The organism is Rhizorhabdus sp. P4_G6, assembly GCF_056401045.1.
Genome location: NZ_JBFUKC010000001.1, coordinates 427,058 through 444,901, shown reverse-complemented (window position 1 = coordinate 444,901; position 17,844 = coordinate 427,058). Strand labels below are relative to the sequence as shown.

The following is a 17,844-nucleotide window of genomic DNA, read 5'->3' as shown; positions in this document are numbered from 1 at the left end:
CGACGATATAGATGTCATTCCCAAGCCCACCTTCGAGGGTCGTGCCTGTGGTCGTCGCAATCAGCGTATCATYATAGGCCGAGCCGAGGACACGCTCGATCGAGACATAGCTATCACCTTGCGCATCCCCGCCAACGCCTGTGCCCGCTGTGAGATTGACAGTAACTGCAGCGCCAGATCCCGAATAATCGACGGTGTCCAGGCCCCCCATTCCGTCGAAATAGTGGGCGGTAGCGTCCGAGATGAAGGTATCGTTGCCCGCATTCGATCCCTGGAAGCGCTCGATGCTGCTGAAAACATCCCCGGCAGCATCCCCGGAATGGATACCGGACTTGAAATTGAGAGTGATCGCGGCGCTGTAGATGTACGTTGAGGTGTCAGTCCCTCCGCCGCCGTTCAATGTATCGGCACCGGCACCTCCTAGCAGAGTGTCGTTGCCGATCCCGCCGGTAATGACGTTGTTGGATGCATTGCCATAGCCGGTGAAGGCGCTTGAGCCGGTATAGGTCAGGTTCTCGACATTGGCCCAGTTTTCCAATGTTATGGCGGTAGATGCGGTCTGGACCGTGTCGATCCCAGCGCCTGAAGCCTCGGTGATGGTCGTGCCGGAGCCATTGCCGGCGACGATATAGATGTCATTCCCAAGCCCACCTTCGAGGGTCGTGCCTGTGGTCGTCGCAATCAGCGTATCATYATAGGCCGAGCCGAGGACACGCTCGATCGAGACATAGCTATCACCTTGCGCATCCCCGCCCGTTCCGGTTCCGGCAGTCAGATTTACCGTCACAGCCGACGTCGATGCCGAATAATCTATCGTGTCTGCGCCGTTACCGCCTTGGATGGAGTCCGCGCCGATACCGCCGTCGATCGTATCGGCGCCATCCCCCGCTGTGATCGTGTCGTTCCCGCTAAGACCGTAGATTACATCCGCAGCAGATGTGCCGTTTAACACGTCAGCGGCAGCTGTTCCTGTGATAGTCGCCATAAATTTCTTCCCCGTCGTTGCGTGCTTAGAGCTCGGTCTTGGGGGGAAGGTAGCCTAAGGATTCAGCGCACAAACCCTATAGAATCGTTCATTTTGAACCAATTCATTCGCTGATGCCCCAGCCCGTTCCGCAGCAGGGATGAAGCTGGTACTTAATAGTCGGCTAAACGCCGCTCAAGGAAGCTGTACCTGAGAACTCCTTGGTTAGAAACATAGGTGACGAGCCCTTAGCTCTGACGGGGAACTAAAATCCCCGACTTAGTTCGTCTTATTTCAATGACCGTTCAGTCTGGAAACGAATTGGTCTCACTCCAATTTTTCGCTCGGCCTGGCCGTAACCTCCGGGAAATGCGCCACTTATTCAGCCGCTTTTCGACCGTCGTGGTCAAAGCAGAGACTAGTTCGAGTCTCCTCAACTGCACCAAAACAGTCAGCACGTTATTGTAATAACTACACTTTCCCTTCGGGGGCAGCTGAAATTGGCGCAGTTCTGCGCCGTTTGCGGCCACATGTCGACGACCCTGAAGTCAGTTCCAGTCTCTGATTGCTACCTGATTCTGGCCTTCTCTAACGGTCGTCTCCGCCCGACAAAAAACTGACCGCAAGATGCGGCATTGCGGTTCGAGAGCTCTCTGGGATGGGCTGGATGGACCATAATATTGGCACGTATCAGCATGATCCGGCGTCAGCGACAGCCGGGATGATCTTGAGCTGCTGGAACCGGCGCGTATATTTCCGGAACATCTCCGCCGTATCCATGCAGTCGTGAAAGCCCGCCTGACGGATCTTGATGGTGCTGGAGAGGCCGTAACGGACCACATGGGCGGGATCGAGCGGATAGGTCCAGCCGCCACCCACCGCAAGCGATTCGCCCAGCAACGCGTCCAGATCCTCAGGCGCTTTCAACCCGTATTTGCGCACCATGCCGGGCCAGAGATGCGCCAGAGTGCGAACCTCCTCCGCAATGTCGAACGGCCGGGGCGCGGCCAGCTCCATGGCCAGTTCCTCCGCCACGATGGGAAATGCGTCGTGCAGCGAAAAGACGTCGCCGTTGACGAGGTTGAACGCCTCGTTGCGCGCATTCTCCGCCCCGGCCGCCCAGTCGAGCCCCTGCGCGAGAAGGTCGGCGTCGGCGATATCGGTTATCATGCTGGCCCCGTCCGGCACGAGGAGGGGCAGCCCCGCCTCCTTGCGGAGCGCCGCGAACAGGGCGAGCACTAGGAAGGTGTTCATGTTCGCGCCCACCGCCTCGCCGACGATCATGCCCGGCCGGATAATCGTCCACGCCCAGGACGCGCCCTGCTGCTTCGCCCGGATATAGTCCTCATGTTGGTGATAGAAATTTTCTTGGTCGATGCGCGGGCGTGACTCCTTGTAGGGCATGGGCGGCGTGCGCTCGATGAGATGCGAGCCATAGGCCTTGAAGCCATGGACGAGCCCGATGTGGCGAAAGCCGTGCGCGGTGGACACGATCGGATCGACCACGTTGCGCAGCATCGCCATGTTCTTGGCGTACTGCTCGGGGTCGCGCCATCCGGTGATCATGTTCCCTTGCTGCTCGTTGACGGCACAATAGGCGATATGGGTCACGCCCGGCATCGCGGCGAAGATCTCGGCGCATTTCTCACCGTCCAGCAGGTCGAGCGGGATATGCTCGACATGATCGGGACAGACCAGCGGCCGCCGCCGCGAAACGGCCGTGACCTTCCAGCCGGGCTTGGCGGCAAAATGCTTGAGCGCCGCCGAACCGGTCAGACCCGATGCGCCGATGATGAGGATTTCAGGCATCCGCTATACTCGCAAGTGAAAGCCGTTCCCGCGGGGATCCGTCGTCAGCCATGATAGCCTCCGTCAACCCGCACGACCTCCGCGTTCATGTACGCGCCGTCCTCGGACGCGATCATCGCGATGATGCTGGCGACGTTCTCCGGCGAACCATAGATCCCATCCGGCCGCGACAGATGCGCGAAGAGCGACATGTCCGCGCCCTCCGGAAACCCGCCGGCCCCCATGGCGTCGGTCATCGGGGTGGCGATCCCGCCGGGCGCGACGGCGTTTACGCGCACGCCGCGCTTGATATACTCCCAGCCCAACGTGTGAGTCAGCGCGGCCACCCCGCCCTTGCTGGCGGCATAGGCCGCCATGTAGGGATGGCCGAAGTAAGCCGAGGTGGAAGCGGTATTCACGATGTTGCCCTTCGATTCGAGGAGATAGGGCAGCGCCTCGCGGCAGCACAGAAAGGTGCCGACCAGATTGATCTGGAGGATGCGGACGAAGTCCTCCAACGTCTCCTCCACGCTGTGCACCGCGCGCAGCACGCCGGCGACATTGATCAGCACGTCGAGCTTGCCCTGGCGCTGGACGAACGCAGCGAAGGCCTGCCTGATCGCCGCCTCATCGGTGACCGACGCCACGGCTGACGCCACCCGCTCCGCCTGGCCTGCTGCGCCGCGCGCCTGGTCCACCGATTCGGCCAGCGCATCCGCGTTGACGTCCACCGCAAGCAGGGTCGCGCCCTCGCTCGCCAGCCGGGCGAGCGTCGCCCGTCCGATGCCGGTGGCGGCGCCGGTGATGATCGCCACCTTGTCCACGAACCTTGCTGCGCTGCTCATCAACTTCCCTCCGTCGTCCTCTGCGTCATTCTTCGGGTGCGACGCTGAACCCCACCGTCTGCCCGCCGTCCGCGAGCACGACCGAACCGGTCATGAAGCTGGCCGCATCCGACAGCATGAAGCAGGCGACCTCCGCGATTTCGCTCGGGTCCGCCATCCGCTGCAACGGCACCTTCTTGGCGATGAAGGATTCCAGCGAGGGATCGCGCTCGATGGCGACGGCGGCGATCTCGGTCTTCACGCCGCCGGGGCACAGGCAGTTTATCCGGATGCCCTCCCCAGCATATTCGAGCGCCGCCGCCTTGGTCAGACCGACGATCGCATGCTTGGTCGCCGCATAGACCGCGAGATAGCCCGACCCCGCGATGCTGGCGGTGGAGCCGGTGTTCACGATCACGCCCTTGCGGGCCGGCCGCATGAGGCGCAGCTCGTGCCGCATGCATTCGACCGTGCCATAGAGGTTGGTCTCGATCAGCGAGCGGACCTCCGCATCGGTCGTGTCGCTCAACGCCTTGAAGTCGTTGGTGATGCCGGCGTTGTTGAAGGCCGCATCCAGCCTTCCGAACGACGACTGGATACGGTCGAAGCCGGCCGCGACGCTGGCGGCTTCGGCGATGTCCATCTGGACGAACGTCGCCTCCCCGCCCGCGCCGCGGATATGCTCGACAGTGCCCTCGGACTGCGCCGCCCGGCGCGCGGCGACCAGGACGTGCGCGCCCCGGTCGCCAAGCATGATCGCCGCCGCCTTGCCGATGCCGGAGCTTGCCCCCGTGACCAGCACGATCTTTCCGTCGAACCTGTGCATCCCGCCCCTCCCTTCAAGCCGCTCGTCGCGTCGCCTCAGCCTTCTACCGGATGGACGCCGGCAGACACGACGGTGATGCAGGATGCGGTGTAGCCGCCCTCCACGGGCAGGACCGATCCGGTGACATAGCTCGATTCGTCGGAGCACAGCCAGACGGTGGCCGCCGCGATCTCCTCCTGCGTGCCGAACCGCTTCATCGCGATCGAATCGCGCATCGGCGCGAGCGTCGATTCGTCGTTGTTCGTCAGCATCGGGGTGGCGATCGCTCCGGGGGCCACGCTGTTCACGCGAATGCCCTTGTCCGCATATTCGAGCGCCGCCGCGCGGGTCAGGCCGACCGCCGCGTGCTTGGCCGCCGAATAAATGCTGTAGAAGGCGAAGCCGTTGATCGCCGATCCCGACGTCACGTTGACGATCGATCCGCCGCCATTCTCCAGCATCTGCTGGATCTGATACTTCATCGACAGGAAGACGCCGCGCGAATTCACCGCGAAGTCGTCCTCATACTCCTCCAGCGTCAGCTTGTGCATGTAGTTGGGCGCGTGCGCCACGCCCGCCACATTGGCGGCAAAATCAAGGCGGCCGTAGGCGGATACCGCCATCTCGACCATCCGGCGCGTATCCTCCTCGATCGAGACGTCGGCGAGGCAGGCGATCGCCGTGCCCCCGGCATCGCGGATTTCCGCCACGGTGCGGTCGATCTTGTCCTGGGTGCGGCCGACCACCACGACTTTGGCGCCATCGCGCGCGAAGCGGAGCGCGATGCCGTGGCCCATGCCCTGCCCGCCGCCCGTGACGAGTGCGACGCCGTCCTTCAGCTTTGCCATTTCAAATCCTCTCTCTCAGTATATCGAACGATCCGACCGCCGAGGCCGAATTTCAAACCGCACCCTGGCGCTCCAGCGGAACGTCGAAAGCCAACAGATAATCGCCGGTGAGCCGGTCGATGTCGCCCTCCGTCATGCCGATGTCCGCCAGCGAATATTGATGGTGCGTCCGGCCGGAGCGTTCGGTCGCATCGCTGGCGAGCCACGCCTCCATCGCCGCCGCGCGGTCGTCGCTGAAATCGAGGCCCAGCCGGTCGTAGATGGACCGCACGGTGCCGATCGGGTCGGCCCGGAAATCCAGGAAGCGGACATCGACGAAGCGTTTGGCCATGCCGGGCCTGCGCCGGAACTCCAGCGCCTTTTCCCAGGTATCGTCATAATCGCCGACGATGCTCTTGGCGCTGGGGGCGAGGGGCGCGAACTTGCTGCGCAGAACCGCGGCCATGTTGGCGATCGACGGATAGGTCTTTGCGGTGTCGCGATGGCAATGGACGAACATCGCGTCGGGAAAGACCTCGATGATCTCCTCGAGAAATCGCACGTGGAGCGGCGTCTTGAGCACCCACCGGCGAGGCGACAGTCCATGCTGGAGATATTTGAGGAAGTCCCGCTGCTCGCGATAGATGGCGCGGAAATCCTGCTGGAACAGGACATCCTGATAGGTCGGCAGCTCTGCCAGGGCGGTGAACGTCGCCGAGGCCAGGAGCAGCTCCCAGAAGAACAGGCACTCCTCCGCGCGATTGGCGCCCATSGGATGGACGCCMAGCCAGTCCTCGTCGAGCAKGCCGAGATCGCCCAGCCGCTCCTGGCACTTCTTTTCCCGCAGTCCGCGCGCGAGCGGGTCGTCCGCGCGCGGCGAGGGATAATGCATCTCGAACAGGCGCGGCGCGCGGCTCAGCGGGTCGGCSCCCATSAGATTGTGGAGGAAGGTCGTGCCCGASCGSGGCAGSCCRAGRATGAAGATCGGCGCCTCGACCTTCTCCTCCCGCCAGCCCGCATGCCGCTTGCGATCGGCGACATATTTGAGGCGGGAGGTGAGGATGTCCATCAGGAAGCGATAGAAACGCTCCTCCCCGCGCGCATGCAGGCTCGACGTCCGGTTCAGATCGTCGACGAATGTCGTCAACAGGCGCTCGGGCGTGCCGACATGGTCGAGCGCCCAGTCGTCGAGCGCGGTTTCGAGTTCGGCGGCGCGCATCAGCTCCGCGGCGGTGGGCAATGACATGGATCGATCCTGCCTCTCAAATGCCGTACATGCGGCGGATGCCCGCACCGCGCGCGGCCACGGTCGCGCGCCTATCCTCAGCCGAGACCTTGGGCGATCCGGCATGGAGATGGCCGGGCAGATCGGCGAGCTTCACCTTCCTGACGACCGGTTCCGGCACTGGATCGCACCACACCCAGCGCGATGCGCAGACGCCGCGCAGATGGCCGACCGTATCCATCCAGTTCGCGATCCCCGGATCGCGCGCTGACACGACGATCCGAACCTTGCCGTCTGGATCGACCTTCGTCTGCATGGCGTTCAGCGAGGACTGGTTATTGAGATAATCGACCGTGTCATATTGCAGGTTGGCGAGCTGGAACGCCCAGAATTTAGAGGTCTTCGGCGGGTCGAACTCGAACAGCAGTCCTTCGTCCTCGGCGAAGTCGAACAGCATGAAATGATAGGCGGCATGCTGGATGCCGCCGAGATTCTGTTCCTTGCCGGTCCAGAAGGCGTTGACGCCCACGTCGCCGACGACCTCGTCGTTGCGGCCGATCCAGTGGCGCGCCGATTCGCGGGCGAAGTTCGTCAGCTTGCGGATGCGGGTGGCGAGGTCGCGGTCGCTGACCTGGCGGCGGGGCTTGTCGAGGCCGTCCAGGCGCTCGATCTGGACCGTCGCCGGAATGTCGTTCGTCCAGTCGTACATCGCGTCGCGGATGACGAGGAGGAGCTGGTTCTCGCCCGGCTGGGTCTGGAGCCAGTTGCCCTCATGCTTGTCGGGTGAGACGATGATCTCGAAACTGCCGTTCGCTTCGACATGCATCTTGTCGAATTCCATGATGCCGACCTGACGGAAGCCGGGATCGCCCCAGAACTCGCTCTGCACGTGAAGCTCGCTCCAGCGCGTGGTGCCGGTCTTGCCGGTGATCCGGTACGTGCCCGCACCGTCCGCGAAGGTGAACTGGTAGTGGAAGTCCGGGCAGCACAGGCCCCAGGTGAAGAGGATGGGATGATGGAAGGCGTGCGTCTTGCTGAAGAAGGGATAATCCTGCCGGGGCCCGACGAAGACGTTGAAGCCGGTATGTTCGATCGACATCACATGGAACATCGCCCGGTCCCGCTCCTCCGGCGTTTCCGCCCATCCGGAGGCGAACCACTGGGCGCGGATGTCGGCCAGGACCTTGGTGTGCTCGTTCCAGAGCTGCGCATAGGAATCGGTGTCTGACATCGCTCTCCACTCTCGCTTGCTTTCGCGCCGACGCCCGCTCTCGGGTCGACGGCGACGGAGAATGGCGGGAGGATAGCGAATCATGTGGACGACGGTGTCCCCATATGGGAGGGTCGACGCGTCATGGACGATGTCGCCGACCAGTTGATCGCAGCGTTGCACGACGGCCCCTTCGAAACGCCGCCATGGACGACGTTCCTGGAAATGCTGCGCTCCGAACTGGACGCCGTCTATTCCGGGATCATCTTCAAGCCGCCGGATCGCGGACCGGGCGGCGTGGTCGAGCTGTTCGCAGGCGACGATGCCCCGATCGAGGTGCACCGATTCTACCGGGAAAGCTTCTACCGCTCCGATCCCGTGATGGGCGTGAACCTGCGCGAGGGGCAGGTCTATGACCTGAGCGACGTGTTCGACGAGTCCAACGACTATCATCGGCGCTATCGCGAGCAGATTCTCGAGCCGCGCGGCGTCCGCCACATGAAAGTCGTGCGCGTCACGGAGCCGAGCGGCGTCACCGGATGGATGTTCATCGCACGCAGGGACAAGCCGTTCGACCAACGGGATGCCGCGCTGTTCGCCCGGCTGTCAGTGCATCTGCGCCGCTCGCTGCGCAATCACATCGCGCTCGAAGGCGAACGGCTCCATGCGCGGGCGGCGGACAGCATCATCGCGCGGCTCAATATCGGCTGGCTGACGCTCGATGCGACCGGCACCGTCGTTAGGACCAGCGCGCATGCCTCCGCGATCCTCGACCACAGCGACGCGCTCAAGGTCGGCAAGGACGGCCGGCTGGCGGCGATGCGCCCGTCGGTGAACGGCGTCCTGCAATCGGCGATCGCCGCCATCGCGACGGAAGGATCCGCCCGGCCCCAGGCGATCTGCGTGTCGGACGATCCCTGGCTCAACATGATGCTGACGCCCTTTTCCGGTGTTCCGGCATCGCCCGACAGGACATCGGTCATGATCGCGTTCCTGCAGGGCGAGACGCGGTTCGGCGCGCGCCGGCACGAACAGATCGCCGAACTGTTCGGCCTGCTCCCCAGCGAGGCGCGGCTGACCCTGCTCATCAGCCAGGGCGCTTCGCTGGCGGAGGCGGCCGACAAGCTGTCGATCACGCTGGAAACAGCGCGGAGCTATTCCAAGCGCATCTATACCAAGATGGGCGTGCGCGGGCAGACCGACCTCGTGCGGTCGATCCTGACCAGCGTCCTGACGCTCGCCTGATCGCCGCCTGCCGGCCCGGTTGATAAGCGGTACGCGCCTGCTACTGTCCGCAGCATAATCGAGGCGATCCATTCGCAGGAGAGTGAGCCCATGACGTTCGATCCGTTCGCTCAATATGACCGCCGCACGCTCGTCGCTTCCGACCCCGTCGAGATCGACGCGCCGGCCGCGATCGTCTGGGAAGTCCTGACCGACCTGCCGCGCTATGGCGAATGGAACCCCTATTGCGTCCGCGCGGACTCGACGCTGGAGATGGGCGCGCCGGTGAACATGACGCTGGTCGACTATACCGGCTCGGGCCAGCTCGTTCAGTGGTGCGAATATCTTTGCGCGTTCGAGCCCGAGCATCTTCTGTCCTGGGAGCTGCCCGGCACGCCCGAATTCCCTTATGAGGCGCGGCGGGACCAGGTCATCACCCCGCTCGGCCCGGATCGCTGCCGCTACCTGTCCACCGACGCCTTCTTCGGCGAGAACGCGATCCATGTGATGAACTTCACCCAAGGCTGGGTGAAGCGCGCGTTCGACGATACCGCGCGGGCGCTAAAGCGCCGGGCCGAGGCGATGCACCAGGCGCGCACGACGGTCGCCGCCTGAGGTCAGGGCCCGCGCGACGGGTCTCCCGCACGAGCGCTGGTATCGCCTTCGAAACGCGTCATGGTGCCGTTCGCGCACCAATATCCTAACTTCCGTAATGTCTGGATCTCCCCTTCGGGGACGCCCCGGCCGACCCACTCGATCGGTCGCAGAGGATATCGTCAAAGACGTCGCCGTTCCGCGCGCCGATCAGGCGAACTGGCAATTCAGGCTGCGTGAGTTCCTGTCGTAAAGTGACAACAGGGCCTGCAAAAGCATCAGACTTCTGATCCTAGCGGCGTGCCGCGGCAAAGTGGCGGCCCGGGCATTGTCGGTGTGATGCCTCGCTAATATCCCGCTTGCAGGCGCCGACATTCGTGAGGCCGCGGTCGATCCCAACCGATCCCGCACATCGCCTCTCGCGTCTGCAGTCGAGGCAGCGAGGACAAAGATGAACAGCATCATACCCACACCCTGGCCGAAAGACCGGATCATCCCCGCCGCCAGCTGGCAGCGGCCGGATGGCGTGCGCCTCATCTCGAGCGACGATCATGTCATCGAGGCGCCGCACCTTTGGGAAGAGCGGCTGAAGGGCGCCGACAAGGATCGCGCACCCAAATTCTGGAAGGACGACGGCGGTTTTCACATGACCGTAGGGGACGAGTCCTACGACGTCCCCGGTCTGCCCTCTGATTTTCCGGAGGGCCGGGAGGGTTTCTGGGACGTGGAGAAGCGCCTGGCCGACATGGATGCCGAGGGTGTCGAGGCCTCGGTTGTCTATCATGGCCGCGCCGCCGGCCTGATCCGCATGGCGGACAAGGACTTCTTCGTCCGCTGCATGGATGTGTTCAACGAATGGATGGCGGACTGGAAGCAGGCCGCACCGACGCGGCTCTATCCGGTCGCCTATCTGCCTACCTTCTTCCGGCCCGAGATGACAGCCGACTATCTGCAGAAGCTCAGGGAACTCGGGTTCAAGGCGATCGAGATTCCGCTCAACCCCAAGGGCGTGCGGTACAACAGCTCGGCGATGGACGTCATGTGGCGCGCGATCGAGGATAGCGGCTTCCCGCTCTCGATCCATATCGGCGCCTATATCCAGTTTTCCGGGCGCGGCTCGCTGGGTGCGAACCTCAACGCCAACCTGATGCCGTTCACCGGCCTGTTCGGCCAGTTCGTCTTCTCGGGAATCTTCGATCGCTTTCCCGGCCTGAAGCTGGTGTTCACCGAGGGGGGCGCCGGCTGGGTGCCCGCGACGCTGGAAAATGCCGACAAGATCGCCCGCGACTACGCCACCGAGCTGCGCCCGAAGATCGCGCACGCGCCGAGCTGGTACTGGCACAATAATTGTTACGCGACCTTCATGCAGGATGACGTCGCCATAGAGAATATCGAGCGGATCGGCGCCGACCGCATCATGTGGTCGGTCGATTATCCGCATCCCGAAAGCATCGTCGGCAACAGCGAAGCCGTGGTGAAGAGCATCTTCGACAGGGCGGGTGAAGCGTCTGCCCGCAAGATCGTCGGCGCCAATGCGGCCGAAGTCTGGGGCATCTGAGACGAAACGACGGGGACGTCAGCCGCGCCCGCCGCCCCCGTCCCAACGCATTGCGCGCTCGGCCTTCAGCCTGGCCAGGGCGTCGCGCTCGATCATGACCGCTTCGCCCAAGGTTGCGGCGCTGCCCCGATCGACAACGTCCTTGGCGATCCGCACAAGGTCCGGGCCATGCCCGGCGATCGCCGATGCCAGCTCCACCGCGCGCGGTAGCAGGCGATCGGCGGGAAGCACTTCGTTGACCAGCCCGACCCTCAATGCGGTGGCGGCGTCGATCGGTTGGCAGGCAAGCATCATCTGCTTGGCGAAACGCTGGCCGACCGCGCGGGGCAGCCGTGATCCCATGCCGCTGCCTGAAACCGCGCCGATCCGCGCGTGGGTATCGGCGAAGCGCGCATCCTCACTCGCCAGGATGAAGTCGCAGCCGAGCGCCAGTTCCAGGCCGCCCGTGTAGGCCGCGCCGTTGACGGCAGCGATGATCGGCTTTCCGAGTTCGGGGATGGAATTGATCAGCGCGGTAACGCGATGGCGCGGTGCGTCGGGTGCGGCGAAAGCCTTGAGATCGAGACCCGCGCAAAAGGCCGGCGGTTGCCCGGTGATGATCGCGGCGCGCCAGCGCGGCTCGTCGCGGAAGGCGGCCAACGCTCGGGAGAGGGCGTCGCACAATTCCCGGTCGATGGCGTTGCGTTGGGCCGGCCGGTCGAGGGTCAGCAGCAGTACGGCCTCGCCCGCAGGCTCGATCAGCAGCGTCTGGGACATGCCGGGCTGATTCCCTATCTCAGCAACTCGCGAAGCGCGAACTTGATCACCTTGCCGGTGGAGTTCATCGGCAATGCATCGACGAAGGTGATGCCGCGCGGCACCTTGTAATTTGCGAGGTTGGCCTTGCTCCAGCCGATGATCTCCTCGGCGGTGATGGTCGACCCAGCCGATCGCACGATGAACGCATGGCCGACTTCGCCGAGCCGGGCGTCCGGCACGCCGATGATGGCGGACTGGTGGATGCCGGGCAGGCCGGTCATCTGTTTCTCGATTTCGGCCGGATAGACGTTGAACCCGCCGACGATGTACATGTCCTTGAGCCGGTCGGTCAGCTTCAGATAGCCTTCGGCATCGAATATCCCGACATCGCCGGAGCGCAGCCAGCCATCGGCATCGAGCGTCGCCCGCGTCGCCTCCGGATTCTCCAGATATTCGATCAGCAGCTTGTCGTCGCGGATCAGCACCTCGCCTGGTTCGCCCACCGCCGCCGCCCGGCCATCCGCGCCGACGATCTTGATCTCGGTGCCGGCAATGGCGGCGCCGACGGTGTAGGCCACGCGCTCGACCGAATCGCCGGGACGGGTATGGGTCGCCGATCCAGCGCATTCGGTCATGCCATAGCCGGTGGTGATCTCCGCGATCCTGGTCTCGGCCCGCAGCCGCTTGATCAGCTCGATCGGCACCACGGTCGCCCCGGTCGAAAGGAAGCGATAGCTGGAAATATCCCAGTCGCGCCAATGCGGATGCGCCAGCACCTCCTGAAAGACGGTGGGCGGCGCCGGCATCACCGAGATGCGGTTGTTCGCGATCAGGTCCAGGATCGACGCGGCATCATAGGCGTCGGGCCAGTAGACGGTGCTGCCGGTCATCAGCCCCGCCACCCAGCCCGCCTTGTATGACGCGTTGTGCGAGAAGGGGCCGAACACGCAATAGCGGTCTTCGGCGGTCTGGCGCGAGATGTTCACCCAGGCGCGGCCGCCGCCCAGCGAGCGGCGATGGTCGAACAGCGCGCCCTTGGGGGCTCCCGTCGTGCCCGAGGTGAACATGATGTCGGCCAGCGTGTCGGGCGTGACGCCTGCCTCCCGCTCGGCGAGGGCCGCGTCGCTGGTCGCATGGCCGCGCGCGATGAAGTCGGCCCAGCTTTCCTCGCGCGCCCCCAACTGGTCCGGCGCGCCGCGCAGCACGATGATGCGGCGCAACGAGGGCATCGTCTCGCTGCGCAGCATTTCCGGATAATAGCGGCCCAGGAAATCGCCGATCGCAAAAAGACGGGAAACCCCGCCTCGCCGGATGATGTCGGCCACCTCGCCGCCCTTCAGCCGCGTGTTGAGCGGTACCATAACGCCGCCGGCGCGCTGGATGCCCACCGTGGCGGCGACCCATTCCCACATGTTCGGCGCCCATAGCGCGGCGCGGTCGCCCGGCACGGCGCCGTCCGCCATCATCGCCTTCGCGACCTCGTCGGCGCGGCGGTCGAGATCGCGGTAGCTGATGGCCCCGTCGACGGAGGACGACAGCGCTGCCCGGTCCTTGTAGCGCGCTGCTGCGTCGCGCAGCAGCGCGGTTATGGTCCTGCTCACAGTCGCACCTCATCCGATGTCGAGACGGCGACCGCCAGCGGCTGCCGCATCGGGCCGAAGGCGAAGCCGAACAGGTTCGAGGACAGTATCGTCGGGGCGCCGAAGCGTCCGCGCATCGCCGGCGGCGCGATCATCTGCACCGCCGCCAGCGTCGGATCCGGAAATCGTTGACGCCCAGATCGGCGCGCATTTCGAATATCAGCACCGACACATGGTTGTCGGGCCAGCCGTCATGCGCCTGTGGTGCGGCGAGGGTGCTCATACCCGCAGATGCGAGGGCAGCTCGGACATGAAGATCGCCTTGACTTCGGTCAGCCCGTGCAGGCCCTCGATCCCGCCTTCGCGGCCGACGCCCGATTGCTTGAAGCCGCCATAGGGCAGGGTATAGTCGATCACCCGTCCGTTATGGCCGAAATTTCCGGTCCGGATGCGCCGCGCCATCGCATAGGCGCGATCGGGGCTGTCGGTGAACACGCCGCCGGACAGGCCATAGATGCTGTCGTTGGCAATCGCGATCGCCTGCTCCTCGCTGTCATAGGCGATGATCGTGCCGACCGGGCCGAATATCTCTTCCCGGGCGATCGCCATGTCGTTGTTCGCATCGGCGAACAGCGTCGGTTCGATGAACCAGCCTATGTCGAGATTCGCAGGGCGGCGGCCGCCGGTCACGAGCCGGGCACCCTCGGCCTTGCCCTTGTCGATATAGCCGAACACGCGGCCATGCTGGGCACGGGTCACCAATGGCCCCATCTGCGTCGCCTGATCGAACGGATCGCCAACCTGCACCGCCTGCATGGCGGCGGCGATCGCCTCGGTCAGCTCGGCCTTGCGCGCCGCAGGGACGAGGATGCGGCTGAACGCGGCGCATTGCTGCCCGCACAGGCCGACGAGGTTCGGCATGATGCCGGCGACCACCGCCTCGACCTTCGCGTCATCGAGGATGATCGCCGCCGACTTGCCGCCCAGTTCGGTGGTGACGCGCGCCATGCGGCTGCCGCAGACCGAGGCGATGTGCAGGCCCGCCGCGGTCGACCCGGTAAAGCTGACCTTGTCCACCTCGGGCTTGCGGACCAGGTAATCCGAAACGTCGCGGTCCGCGGTCAGCACGGAGAAGACACCCTCCGGAACGCCGGCAGCGGCGATGCACTCGGCCAGGATCAGCGCCTCGAGCGGGCTTTCCGGCGACGGCTTGGCGATCACCGTGCAGCCGGCGGCCAGCGCCGGGGCGACCTTGAGCAGCATCGTCGCCAACGGCGCATTCCACGGCGCGATGGCGACGACGACCCCTGCCGGCTCGCGCACCACGATGCAGTGGCCGCCGAGGATGGACGGGCGGACGTCCTCGAAGCCTTGTTCGGCGAGGTCGGCATAATAGGTGAAATAGCCGGCGAAAAAGGGCGCGCTTTGCGACGACTGGGCATAGGGGATGCCGACCTGCAGCGACCAGGCCCGCGCGAAATCATCGGCGCGTTTCAGCACTTCATCGGCGATCCGGCGCAGCACCGCCGCGCGCTCGGGACCCGACGTCCGCGGCCAGGGCCCATGATCGAATGCATGGCGGGCGGCCGCGACCGCACGATCCATGTCCGCCGTCGTCGCCCGTGCGACCCGCCCGACGATCTGCTCGGTCGACGGCGAGACGATGTCGATACCGCCTTCGCCGGATGACAAAGCCCAGTCGCCGCCGATGAACAGCTTCTCGGGATTGGCAAGATTTACCAGCATGTCGGTCATCGGGGGTCCTTTTTGGGCAGGCGAGGCTGTGAGGCGGCGCAGGGCCGCGATCTCCGCCGCATCACGGGATAGGGTGCCGGTGCTCACTCCAGCGATCCGCCTTCGACGAGCACCGGCAAAGACAGGATGTTGGCGATGCCGCCATCGACCGGCAGCATGTGGCCGGTGACGAAGCGCGATGCTTCCGAGGCGAGGAACTGCACCGGGCCGACGATCTCGGAGGGATCGCCGAAACGGCCGAACGCGATGGCATCGCGGAAGATCTTGGCGCGCTGGGGATGGCCGGCGGTCGGCGCCGCCATGTCGGTCTCGAAGATGCCCGGCGCGATGGCGTTGCAGGTGATGCCGTGCGGTGCCAGATCGGCCGCTACCGCGCGTGTCAGGCCGAGCACGGCATGCTTGCTGGCGACATAGGCCGACAGGTTGGGGCGCCCGGTGTCGGCCACATAGGAGGCGAAATTGATGATCCGCCCCCATTTCCGCGCGACCATCGGCTTGGAGAGCTCGCGGCACAGCAGGTAGGCCGCCGAGACGTTGACGTCGAAGGTCCGCTCCCAGTGATCGAGCCGCGATCCGTGCAATGCGCCCCATTCGGCGATGCCGCCATTGTTGACGAGGATGTCGATCGCCGCGTCTTCCCCCAGCAGTCGGGCCGCCGCCGCTTCGACCGCCGCGAGATCCGCGAGATCGAAGGCGATGAAGCGCGCCTTGCCGCCCCGCGCCAGGATTTCATCGGCCACGCCCCGGAGCTTCCCCTCGTCGCGCGCGGCGAGGACCAACGAGGCACCCGCATCGGCCAGGCCGAGGGCGATCGCCCGCCCCAGCCCGCGCGACGCGCCCGTGACCATCGCAGTCCGCCCCTCGAGCGAAAAAAGCCCCGTCATGCGCCTCGTCCCAACTCATCGAATATACCAGCGGGGTCCGACATAGCGTTCCCTTCGTCAACTTGCAGATGGCCCCGGCGCATCCATCATATTGGCGATGTCCGCAGCCGCGCGCTCAATATGCTTGAGCATTCCCGCACTCTCGCGGCACACCGCGTGCGGATAAGGAGAACGGGGCATGGCGGGCGGAGCCGTTGGGCGCGTCGAGGATGAAGCCGAGGCAGACTATGTGATCATCGGCGCCGGATCGGCGGGCTGTGTCCTGGCCGATCGCCTGAGCGCCGGCGGCCGCTATCGGATCGTCGTGCTCGAAGCCGGCGCCGACGATCGACCGAGCCGCAACCTGCTCGATCCGGCGCAGGCGATCGCGGACGTCAACATCCATCTTCCGGCCGGTTTCACCCGGATGCTGAAGGACCCGAAGGTCAACTGGAACTACATGTCCGACCCGGACCCCGGCACCAAGGGGCGGCAGCATGCCATCCCCCGCGGGAAGGTGCTGGGCGGTTCCTCCTCGATCAACGGAATGCTGTGGGTGCGCGGCCTTCCCGAGGACTATCAGGGCTGGCGCCAGCTCGGCTGCGACGGCTGGTCGTGGGAAGATGTGGAGCCCTATTTCCGGCGTATCGAGCATCAGCATGGCGAAGGCCAGGTGGCCGAGGCGGAGCCGGGCCCACTGCACATCAGCGACGTGCCGATCCGGCATGCGATGCTCGACGTCATGACCCGCGCGTTCGAGGAGGCGGGTGCGCCGGTCAGCAACGATCTCAACGGCACGACCCGCGAGGGAGTCTCGCGCGTGCGGCTCAACACCCGCCGCGGGGTGCGCGTGTCGACGGCGGTCGCCTATCTCCATCCCGCGATGAAGCGGGCCAATCTCTCGGTTCTGACCCGCGCGCACGTCTCCCGCATCCTGTTCGAAGGCAGGAAGGCGGTTGGCGTCGAATATGTCCGCGACGGCCTGTGCCGGCAGGTGCGCGCGCGGCGCGAGGTGATCCTGGCGGGCGGCGCGATCGCTTCTCCCCAAATGCTCGAGCTGTCGGGAATAGGCGATGGACGGCGGCTGCGCGAGCTGGGCATCGAGGTGATCGTGGATCGCCCGCAGGTCGGCGAAAACCTGCAGGATCATTATGCGGCGATGGTGCGCGCCCGGCTCAAGCCCGGCACCGGCGGCTTCAACGAAATGTCGCGCGGACTGCGCCTGATGGGGCAGCTGGTGCGCTATGCGTTTACCCGCAGCGGCCTGCTCGCGCTCGGCGGATCGAACCTGACCGCCTTTCTCAAATCCGATCCTGCGCTCGACCTTCCCGACATACAGTTCTTCGCCAGCCCGGCGACGGTCGATTTCGAGGGGCTGGCGAACAATGGCGTGATGTCGATGGAGCGCGAGCCGGGCATGACGGTGGGCGGCTATGTGATGCGCCCGCGGTCGCGCGGGTCGGTCCACCTCAAGACGCCGGAGTTTCGCGATCACCCTTCGATCCGGCCGAATTTCCTGGCGGACGAGGCCGACCAGCGCGCCCAGGTCGCATCGCTGCGCTGGGCGCGGCGGATCATGCACAGCCCCGCTCTCGCGCCCTATTTCGGGCATGAACTGACTCCGGGAGCGGCGATCGACAGCGATGCGGCGCTGTTGGCCTTCGCGCAGTCCAGCGGATCGACCGGCTATCACCAGAGCTGCACCTGTGCGATGGGGCCCGGCGCGGATGCGGTCGTCTCGCCGGCGTTGCGGGTCAACGGCGTGGAAGCGCTGCGCGTGGTCGATGCGTCGGTGATGCCGAATATCGTTTCCGGCAACACCAATGCCGCCACCGTGATGATCGCCGAAAAGGCAGCGGACATGATCCTCGCCGCCGCACGCTGATCCG

17 protein-coding genes are annotated in these 17,844 nt (G+C 65.1%); 4 read left to right on the top strand and 13 right to left on the bottom strand.

What is annotated here, in order from left to right; all coding sequences use genetic code 11:
- From AC1DPF_RS02135 to AC1DPF_RS02105, 7 genes are all read right to left on the bottom strand, one after another.
- On the bottom strand, positions 1 to 985 hold a 985-nt coding region (locus AC1DPF_RS02135), incomplete at its 3' end, for a calcium-binding protein (RefSeq protein WP_477959471.1).
- A 669-nt stretch (positions 986 to 1,654) separates the two neighbouring features.
- Positions 1,655 to 2,773 carry an NAD-dependent epimerase/dehydratase family protein gene (locus tag AC1DPF_RS02130; RefSeq protein ID WP_477959469.1) on the bottom strand — a complete coding sequence of 373 codons (1,119 nt, stop codon included), beginning with the start codon at positions 2,771 to 2,773 and terminating at the stop codon, positions 1,655 to 1,657.
- 44 nt (positions 2,774 to 2,817) lie between these two features.
- On the bottom strand, positions 2,818 to 3,597 hold the full coding sequence (locus AC1DPF_RS02125) for an SDR family NAD(P)-dependent oxidoreductase (RefSeq protein WP_477959467.1): 780 nt from the start codon (positions 3,595 to 3,597) through the stop codon (positions 2,818 to 2,820).
- Between the two features lie 25 nt (positions 3,598 to 3,622).
- The gene (locus AC1DPF_RS02120; protein WP_477959465.1) at positions 3,623 to 4,402 is read right to left on the bottom strand and encodes an SDR family NAD(P)-dependent oxidoreductase; all 780 of its coding nucleotides are present in this window, start codon (positions 4,400 to 4,402) and stop codon (positions 3,623 to 3,625) included.
- Positions 4,403 to 4,437: 35 nt separating this feature from the next.
- Positions 4,438 to 5,229, bottom strand: coding sequence for an SDR family NAD(P)-dependent oxidoreductase (locus AC1DPF_RS02115; RefSeq protein WP_477871616.1), 792 nt, complete (start codon positions 5,227 to 5,229; stop codon positions 4,438 to 4,440).
- Positions 5,230 to 5,281: 52 nt separating this feature from the next.
- Positions 5,282 to 6,454 carry a sulfotransferase family protein gene (locus AC1DPF_RS02110; RefSeq protein ID WP_477959463.1) on the bottom strand — a complete coding sequence of 391 codons (1,173 nt, stop codon included), beginning with the start codon at positions 6,452 to 6,454 and terminating at the stop codon, positions 5,282 to 5,284.
- Between the two features lie 16 nt (positions 6,455 to 6,470).
- Entirely contained in the window at positions 6,471 to 7,664 is a 1,194-nt protein-coding gene (locus AC1DPF_RS02105; protein WP_477959461.1) for a DUF1214 domain-containing protein, read from the bottom strand.
- 123 nt (positions 7,665 to 7,787) lie between these two features.
- On the opposite strand from AC1DPF_RS02105, the gene AC1DPF_RS02100 reads away from it, so the two are divergent.
- The 3 genes from AC1DPF_RS02100 to AC1DPF_RS02090 all read left to right on the top strand — a co-directional run bounded on the left by AC1DPF_RS02100 (position 7,788) and on the right by AC1DPF_RS02090 (position 11,019).
- Complete coding sequence (locus AC1DPF_RS02100) at positions 7,788 to 8,888, top strand: helix-turn-helix transcriptional regulator (protein WP_477871622.1); 1,101 nt, start codon at positions 7,788 to 7,790, stop codon at positions 8,886 to 8,888.
- Positions 8,889 to 8,978: 90 nt separating this feature from the next.
- Positions 8,979 to 9,482: an SRPBCC domain-containing protein gene (locus AC1DPF_RS02095; protein WP_477959458.1), complete on the top strand. Its 504-nt coding sequence runs from the start codon at positions 8,979 to 8,981 to the stop codon at positions 9,480 to 9,482.
- A gap of 430 nt (positions 9,483 to 9,912) precedes the next feature.
- The gene (locus AC1DPF_RS02090; RefSeq protein WP_477959457.1) at positions 9,913 to 11,019 is read left to right on the top strand and encodes an amidohydrolase family protein; all 1,107 of its coding nucleotides are present in this window, start codon (positions 9,913 to 9,915) and stop codon (positions 11,017 to 11,019) included.
- Positions 11,020 to 11,037: 18 nt separating this feature from the next.
- Here the strand turns inward: AC1DPF_RS02090 and AC1DPF_RS02085 are convergent, their stop codons facing one another.
- From AC1DPF_RS02085 to AC1DPF_RS02060, 6 genes are all read right to left on the bottom strand, one after another.
- The gene (locus AC1DPF_RS02085) at positions 11,038 to 11,775 is read right to left on the bottom strand and encodes an enoyl-CoA hydratase-related protein (protein WP_477871628.1); all 738 of its coding nucleotides are present in this window, start codon (positions 11,773 to 11,775) and stop codon (positions 11,038 to 11,040) included.
- A gap of 14 nt (positions 11,776 to 11,789) precedes the next feature.
- Entirely contained in the window at positions 11,790 to 13,358 is a 1,569-nt protein-coding gene (locus AC1DPF_RS02080) for an AMP-binding protein (protein WP_477959455.1), read from the bottom strand.
- Positions 13,355 to 13,492 (bottom strand): hypothetical protein, encoded by a 138-nt coding sequence (locus AC1DPF_RS02075; protein ID WP_477959453.1) that lies wholly within the window; start codon positions 13,490 to 13,492, stop codon positions 13,355 to 13,357. Before AC1DPF_RS02075 ends, AC1DPF_RS02080 begins: the two co-directional genes overlap by 4 nt.
- Positions 13,489 to 13,620, bottom strand: coding sequence for a hypothetical protein (locus AC1DPF_RS02070; protein WP_477959451.1), 132 nt, complete (start codon positions 13,618 to 13,620; stop codon positions 13,489 to 13,491). Before AC1DPF_RS02070 ends, AC1DPF_RS02075 begins: the two co-directional genes overlap by 4 nt.
- Positions 13,617 to 15,092 (bottom strand): aldehyde dehydrogenase, encoded by a 1,476-nt coding sequence (locus AC1DPF_RS02065; RefSeq protein WP_477871636.1) that lies wholly within the window; start codon positions 15,090 to 15,092, stop codon positions 13,617 to 13,619. The genes AC1DPF_RS02070 and AC1DPF_RS02065 overlap by 4 nt, the downstream gene beginning before the upstream one ends.
- 83 nt (positions 15,093 to 15,175) lie before the next feature.
- Positions 15,176 to 15,976 carry an SDR family NAD(P)-dependent oxidoreductase gene (locus tag AC1DPF_RS02060; RefSeq protein WP_477871638.1) on the bottom strand — a complete coding sequence of 267 codons (801 nt, stop codon included), beginning with the start codon at positions 15,974 to 15,976 and terminating at the stop codon, positions 15,176 to 15,178.
- Between the two features lie 178 nt (positions 15,977 to 16,154).
- Between AC1DPF_RS02060 and AC1DPF_RS02055 the strand changes: the two genes are divergently transcribed.
- Positions 16,155 to 17,840 (top strand): GMC family oxidoreductase, encoded by a 1,686-nt coding sequence (locus AC1DPF_RS02055; protein ID WP_477959449.1) that lies wholly within the window; start codon positions 16,155 to 16,157, stop codon positions 17,838 to 17,840.
- Positions 17,841 to 17,844 lie beyond the last annotated feature (4 nt).

Coding starts and splice junctions, on each gene's coding strand:
- AC1DPF_RS02130 (WP_477959469.1), bottom strand. CDS start 2,773: ATGCCTGAAATCCTCATCATCGGCGCATCGGGTCTGACCGGTTCGGCG.
- AC1DPF_RS02125 (WP_477959467.1), bottom strand. CDS start 3,597: ATGAGCAGCGCAGCAAGGTTCGTGGACAAGGTGGCGATCATCACCGGC.
- AC1DPF_RS02120 (WP_477959465.1), bottom strand. CDS start 4,402: ATGCACAGGTTCGACGGAAAGATCGTGCTGGTCACGGGGGCAAGCTCC.
- AC1DPF_RS02115 (WP_477871616.1), bottom strand. CDS start 5,229: ATGGCAAAGCTGAAGGACGGCGTCGCACTCGTCACGGGCGGCGGGCAG.
- AC1DPF_RS02105 (WP_477959461.1), bottom strand. CDS start 7,664: ATGTCAGACACCGATTCCTATGCGCAGCTCTGGAACGAGCACACCAAG.
- AC1DPF_RS02100 (WP_477871622.1), top strand. CDS start 7,788: ATGGACGATGTCGCCGACCAGTTGATCGCAGCGTTGCACGACGGCCCC.
- AC1DPF_RS02095 (WP_477959458.1), top strand. CDS start 8,979: ATGACGTTCGATCCGTTCGCTCAATATGACCGCCGCACGCTCGTCGCT.
- AC1DPF_RS02090 (WP_477959457.1), top strand. CDS start 9,913: ATGAACAGCATCATACCCACACCCTGGCCGAAAGACCGGATCATCCCC.
- AC1DPF_RS02085 (WP_477871628.1), bottom strand. CDS start 11,775: ATGTCCCAGACGCTGCTGATCGAGCCTGCGGGCGAGGCCGTACTGCTG.
- AC1DPF_RS02075 (WP_477959453.1), bottom strand. CDS start 13,492: ATGATCGCGCCGCCGGCGATGCGCGGACGCTTCGGCGCCCCGACGATA.
- AC1DPF_RS02070 (WP_477959451.1), bottom strand. CDS start 13,620: ATGAGCACCCTCGCCGCACCACAGGCGCATGACGGCTGGCCCGACAAC.
- AC1DPF_RS02065 (WP_477871636.1), bottom strand. CDS start 15,092: ATGACCGACATGCTGGTAAATCTTGCCAATCCCGAGAAGCTGTTCATC.
- AC1DPF_RS02060 (WP_477871638.1), bottom strand. CDS start 15,976: ATGACGGGGCTTTTTTCGCTCGAGGGGCGGACTGCGATGGTCACGGGC.
- AC1DPF_RS02055 (WP_477959449.1), top strand. CDS start 16,155: ATGGCGGGCGGAGCCGTTGGGCGCGTCGAGGATGAAGCCGAGGCAGAC.